Annotated in this window: 1 protein-coding gene; it reads right to left on the reverse strand. The window is 24.4% G+C overall.

Translation table 11 applies throughout. The annotated features are described in order from the left end of the window. A partial coding sequence (locus tag ACVHXK_RS18745; protein WP_461207929.1) for a helix-turn-helix domain-containing protein occupies positions 1-353 on the reverse strand: 353 nt, incomplete at both ends.

The raw sequence follows: 353 nt of genomic DNA on the forward strand, positions 1-353 counted from the left end.
ATTTTAATCATAGATTTTAATTTTGGAATCTTAATACGTCCATTCTCAATAGCTACAGTTCCATTTTGATTATTAGTTGTATAACTATAGTAATTAGTTTTTTTACTCTTGAATTTAGGAAACCCAATAGATTTATCTCTAAAAAAATTTTTATATGCTTTATTTAAGTTCATTTGAGCATTAGCTAACGCTAAACTATCAACTTCTTTAAGCCATTCATATTCTTTCTTATATTGCGCAGGAGTTGGGTATTTTACTTTTTTAATATCTAAATCTTTATTTTCTTCATATGATTTTATTCTATCTTCTAACATTTTGTTATATATAAATCTAGTGCAACCAAATGTTTTAGC

Source organism: Clostridium sp. DL1XJH146 (assembly GCF_054819755.1).